Raw genomic sequence first — 4,698 nt, forward strand, 5'->3', positions numbered from 1 at the left:
GTTCACGCGTGTGAAGGTGCTCCTTCATCACGCCGGCAGGGTAGGTCAGCGGCATGTTCCAGCCGGCGAAGGCGCCAAAGCGCGCACCAGCGGCGGAATGCAGGTCAGCAAGGGGTAGTTCGTTGGTATGGTCGCCCGTCATGTCTTCTCCAGAGTCGCACGTGTCCAGCCGCTGCGGCGGCCATTCCGTGCCCCTCTGTCTGAAGCCTGAGAGACTCGCGCTCCGGAACTCTGTCGGCAGCGCTTACACCTTCGGCGCGGGATCGAAGTCCCGACTTTCCAGAGTGTCTTTCCCGTCTACGGTTCTTTTGCCTGAGAGATTTCGGGCGATTTCCCCTTCGGCGACAGCTTCCGCTGTTCTCTCCCGCAAACAGGTAGAGCCCGCAAAGGCCCTCGACGAGTCGTCAATATCCCAAGCACGACGCTTTGTCACCTAGACGCGCAGTGCTTATTCACCGGGAGGATAGTCCTATCCAATACTTCCGGGTAGTGGAGGCAAGGACGATCGCCGTCAGATGCCGCCATACCAGTCGTAGCCGCGGTCTTCCCAATAGCCGCCCTTGCCGAGGCCCATGACCCCAAAGCTGTCGACCAGTTCGATCTTGTGGAGGTATTTTGGCATCTTGTAGCCGAGCTGGCGCTCGACCCGCACGCGCAGCGGCGCCCCGTTTTCCACCGGCAGCGGGCCACCATTCATGCCATAGGCGAGGATCGTTTGCGGGTGGCGCGCGTCGATCAGGTCGATCGAGCCGTAATATTTGATGTCGCCCGACAGGCTTTGCTCGATCGTGTCGAGGCAATGGAAAACGACATAGCGCGCCTCAGGCTTGACCACCGCCTGGTCGAGCACCAGCGCCATCGGCACGCCGGTCCATTTGGCGATGCAGCTCCAGCCTTCGACGCAGTCATGGCGGGTGATCTGGGTGCGAGAGGGCATATCCATCAGTTGCTGCCGCGACAGTGACAACGGCTTTTCGACAAGGCCAATGACCTCCAGCCGCCAATCGGCGAAGTCGTTGACCTGGAGCCCCAAATAGACGCTGTCGTTGGGCGCGGTGATGCCGTTCGGCCGCTGCGGCTGGCGGATGTCAGCCTCGGTGAATTCCTGCGCCAGGGAGTTGCGGCCGGCAATTAACCTTTGAGCATGATAGGTCAGATCGTTGGCACCAGTGAGGAAGTTGCGCACGCTGCTGTCGCGGTCCTGCAGGAAGTCGAAGGCATCGCAGCCAGACAGCGCAACGGTCGATGCCCCGAGCGTGGCGGCTGTGAGGAAGCGCCTGCGGGTGATCTGGAACTTCGGCATGTCCAATTTGGGCATCTCAGTCGCTCCCTTTGGGGCGGTCGTTTTCAGCCCGGTCGGTGCGATACCAGCCGGTGACGATCGAGCGCAGTTCATTGATCGGACCGGCAGCGAGGATCATCAGCATATGAACGATGAAGAAGCCGACGATCAGCAGCATGGTGATGAAATGAATGGTGCGTGCGGTCTGCCGCCCACCCAGCATGTCAGTGAGGAACGGGATCGCGGCGTTCATGCTCGGCGACATGGCAAGCCCGGTCAGGATCATTAGTGGCAGCAGCACGAACAACACGCCGCCATAGGCGAGCTTCTGCAGCGTGTTGTAGTCGCGGCCGTGATGGAATTTCAGCCTTGCGTGGTCGGAAATGTCCTTGGGCAGCCGGCGCAGATCATCGATGCCCGGTGCGAGATCGCGGCGTAGATGGCCGCTGAACAGGCTGGCGATGAGCCAGACGAGCAGCGTGCCGGACAAAAGCCAGGCGAAGAAGAAATGCACCACGCGCCCCGTCGCAAGGTCCTGGCCGGAGGGAATCGTTGCCCATGCCGGGAAGGCGCGACCGCTCGGATTGTCGGCCGGACCTGACAGCCCTAGCACGCCCGAGGTGTTGAAACGATTTCCGAGAATTGTGGTGTAACCAACTGGTCCTGTTGCGGTATTTTCCGCGCCGATGGCAAGCACGCCATTGTTGAAAGCAAAGCCCGATTGCTGGCCGATATAGAGCGCGGGGTGGGCGTTGAAGATCTGCAGGCCACTCAGCAGCAGGAAAAACAGCGACAGCGCCCAGACCAAGTGGGTGAGGCGGGTCCAGCGCGTTTGGCGGTAGACCAGTTCGCCATCTGCGATCGGCGCGGGCTGCTCATCCGCCTGCTGCGCCGTGCGTGCCTGGCTTTCCATCGGACCTGACCTCCCGTGGCCTCAGCCATCGCGGGACGTCATTTTACGCCCCTTCGGAAGTGATTACGCTTGGAGATTGGATTTTGTTTCGCCGTTGCGATGATATTCGCGTGAGCCGGTCAGCTTGCCAGTGAAACCACCAGATTGACCGCGGCAGCCACGATGATGGTGTTGAAGAAGAACGACAGGACCGAATGGGCCATTACAGCCTTTCGCATCACCGTCGTGGAGATATTGGTGTCGGCGGTCTGAGCGGTCATCCCGATGACGAGGGAGAAATAGAGAAAATCCCAGCCGCAGGGGCGCTCGGTATCTGGAAATATCAATCCCCCGACCGGAATCCGGCTGCGTGTTGAGGTCGTTTGGTTCTTGTCGCCCTTCCAGAAGAGGTGGGCGTAGTGCAACGCCGCCATGGCATGGATGGTGGACCAGCCCAACGGCAATGACAGCAGCGAAAAGGCAAGCCAGTAGGGATGCGGGGACTGCTTCGCGTTCATCAGTACAAACAGCGACCCTACTGCCACCGCAACGATGCCGATCGTGACCAGGAAGATGATCCAGATAGGCTCGTCCGCCTGCTGGGCACGCCGGCTCAGGAAGTCCGCTGTCAGCTTCGGCATTTCGCGCAGCACAAGGAAAATGTAGGCCACGAAAAAAGCATTGGCGGCAATTGCATAGCTCAAGGGATGTTGCAGAAACAGAGCCGCGCCAAGTGCGATCAAGCCGACAGCGGCGCTGGCCGCGAAAATGAAGTGTCGGCGAAACCGCATCATTCGGGCTCACCTTTGCCAGAAGGAACCGACCGGAGCGCCCGTCGTGCCGTCTGGTCAAGGGCGCCCAGAAAGCGCGACCGATCCTGCGGTGCGAAGGAAGCGTTGTAGCCCTTGCTCTCGCCGGTTTCGCGCAGATGCTGCTTGAGGTCGCGCATGGCCACTGCCATGCCGATGCTTTCGGGTGTGAACGGCCTGCCGGTGGGGCCCAGCACATGCGCGCCAAGCGCGACCGCCCTGGCAGCCAGCGGAATGTCGGCGGTGACGACGATGTCGTTGGCGCGCGCGTTCTCGATGATCCAGTCATCGGCAGCGTCCGCTCCCTTGGAGACGACGACGTTGCGGATCATCAGGTCGCGCGACGGCCTCAGGCCGCCATTGGAGACGAAGGTGACGACAAGGTCGAGCCGTTCTGCGACCTTCACCACCTCGTCCTTCACCGGGCAGGCGTCGGCATCGACATAGATGATGGGGGCATTTTCAGTCATTTCAGGCATGGTTCCGGGAGAGGATATCTGTGGCTATGGTCGGCGCGTCGAACGGAGGTCGACCATGGCACATCTGATCAATCGCGAACAATGGGCCGAAAAGGCCGATGCCTGGCAGAGTGACTACCAGGGCGGCGCGCCAATGGCGTGGCCGTCAGGCCTGACTTTGACCTGTCGAGCCGGTGTGYGACCTCGGACGCAGCATGTCGATATGGGGGATATCGTCTTCCAGATATTCCTCCGACACCGTCTCGAAGCCGAACGACGCATAAAACTTCTCGAGATGGCTCTGCGCGGAGAGCGCGATAGGCCTGTCCGGAAACAGCCGTTCGCAGGCGGAGACGGATTCCGCCATCAGCTTTTCGCCGAGGCGCTTGCCGCGATGGTCGGGCGACACGACGACCCGGCCGATATGGGCCGGATCGTCGGTGCCGGACGGCGCGATGATACGCGTGCTCGCCAGCAATTCCGTGCCGGCAAGGATCCTGAGGTGCAACGCCTCAGGATCCTTGCCGTCCATTTCGGGGAATGCGCATTTCTGTTCAACGACGAAGACGTCGATGCGCATCTTCAGCATCGCATAGAGGTCGCGTGGGGGCAGGTCGTCCAGCCCCCTGACATCGACCTCGTATGCGACCTCGCTCATCAGTAGACCACGACACTTCTGATGCTTTCGCCTGCATGCATCAGGTCAAAACCCTTGTTGATGTCTTCGAGCTTGAGCGTGTGGGTGATCATCGGGTCGATCTGGATCTTGCCCTCCATGTACCACTCGACGATCTTGKGCACGTCGGTGCGGCCGCGCGCGCCGCCGAAGGCGGTGCCCTTCCAGGTCCGGCCGGTGACCAGCTGGAACGGCCGCGTCGCGATCTCCTGGCCGGCACCGGCGACACCGATGACGATCGATTCACCCCAGCCGCGATGGCTGGCTTCAAGTGCCTGGCGCATCACCTTGACGTTGCCGGTGCAGTCGAAGGTGTAGTCGGCGCCACCGATCTGGTCGGCACCGCGCTTGGTCATGTTGACGAGATAGGGAACGATGTCGCCGTCGACCTCCTTCGGGTTGACGAAGTGCGTCATGCCGAACTTTTCGCCCCACGCCTTGCGGTCATTGTTGATGTCGACGCCGATGATCATGTCGGCACCGGCAAGGCGCAGACCCTGCAGCACGTTGAGGCCGATGCCACCGAGACCGAAGACGATGGCTGTCGCACCGATCTCGACCTTGGCGGTGTTGATGACAGC

The 4,698-nt window shown here is 61.2% G+C and carries 6 protein-coding genes, 1 pseudogene and 1 riboswitch; all 7 genes and pseudogenes read right to left on the minus strand.

Annotation, left to right across the window (positions count from 1 at the left end; genetic code table 11):
* Positions 1-142, minus strand: a pseudogene (locus AC1DUU_RS23495) (glycine cleavage system aminomethyltransferase GcvT); the annotation flags it as partial.
* A gap of 148 nt (positions 143-290) precedes the next feature.
* A riboswitch (glycine riboswitch) is annotated at positions 291-377 on the minus strand.
* Between the two features lie 134 nt (positions 378-511).
* Entirely contained in the window at positions 512-1,303 is a 792-nt protein-coding gene (locus AC1DUU_RS23500) for a molybdopterin-binding protein (protein ID WP_476785799.1), read from the minus strand.
* 16 nt (positions 1,304-1,319) lie between these two features.
* Positions 1,320-2,195 (minus strand): cytochrome b/b6 domain-containing protein, encoded by an 876-nt coding sequence (locus AC1DUU_RS23505; RefSeq protein ID WP_476785794.1) that lies wholly within the window; start codon positions 2,193-2,195, stop codon positions 1,320-1,322.
* A gap of 119 nt (positions 2,196-2,314) precedes the next feature.
* Entirely contained in the window at positions 2,315-2,968 is a 654-nt protein-coding gene (locus AC1DUU_RS23510; protein WP_476785795.1) for a DUF1345 domain-containing protein, read from the minus strand.
* Positions 2,965-3,453: a YaiI/YqxD family protein gene (locus tag AC1DUU_RS23515; protein ID WP_476785796.1), complete on the minus strand. Its 489-nt coding sequence runs from the start codon at positions 3,451-3,453 to the stop codon at positions 2,965-2,967. The genes AC1DUU_RS23510 and AC1DUU_RS23515 overlap by 4 nt, the downstream gene beginning before the upstream one ends.
* A gap of 154 nt (positions 3,454-3,607) precedes the next feature.
* Positions 3,608-4,099 carry a GNAT family N-acetyltransferase gene (locus AC1DUU_RS23520; RefSeq protein WP_476785797.1) on the minus strand — a complete coding sequence of 164 codons (492 nt, stop codon included), beginning with the start codon at positions 4,097-4,099 and terminating at the stop codon, positions 3,608-3,610.
* The coding region (locus AC1DUU_RS23525) for a zinc-binding dehydrogenase (RefSeq protein ID WP_476785798.1) at positions 4,099-4,698 on the minus strand (600 nt) is incomplete at its 5' end. The genes AC1DUU_RS23525 and AC1DUU_RS23520, both read right to left, overlap by 1 nt.

Source organism: Aminobacter sp. P4_H6_2, from assembly GCF_056400805.1.

Coding starts and splice junctions, on each gene's coding strand:
- AC1DUU_RS23510 (WP_476785795.1), bottom strand. CDS start 2,968: ATGATGCGGTTTCGCCGACACTTCATTTTCGCGGCCAGCGCCGCTGTC.
- AC1DUU_RS23515 (WP_476785796.1), bottom strand. CDS start 3,453: ATGACTGAAAATGCCCCCATCATCTATGTCGATGCCGACGCCTGCCCG.
- AC1DUU_RS23500 (WP_476785799.1), bottom strand. CDS start 1,303: ATGCCGAAGTTCCAGATCACCCGCAGGCGCTTCCTCACAGCCGCCACG.
- AC1DUU_RS23505 (WP_476785794.1), bottom strand. CDS start 2,195: ATGGAAAGCCAGGCACGCACGGCGCAGCAGGCGGATGAGCAGCCCGCG.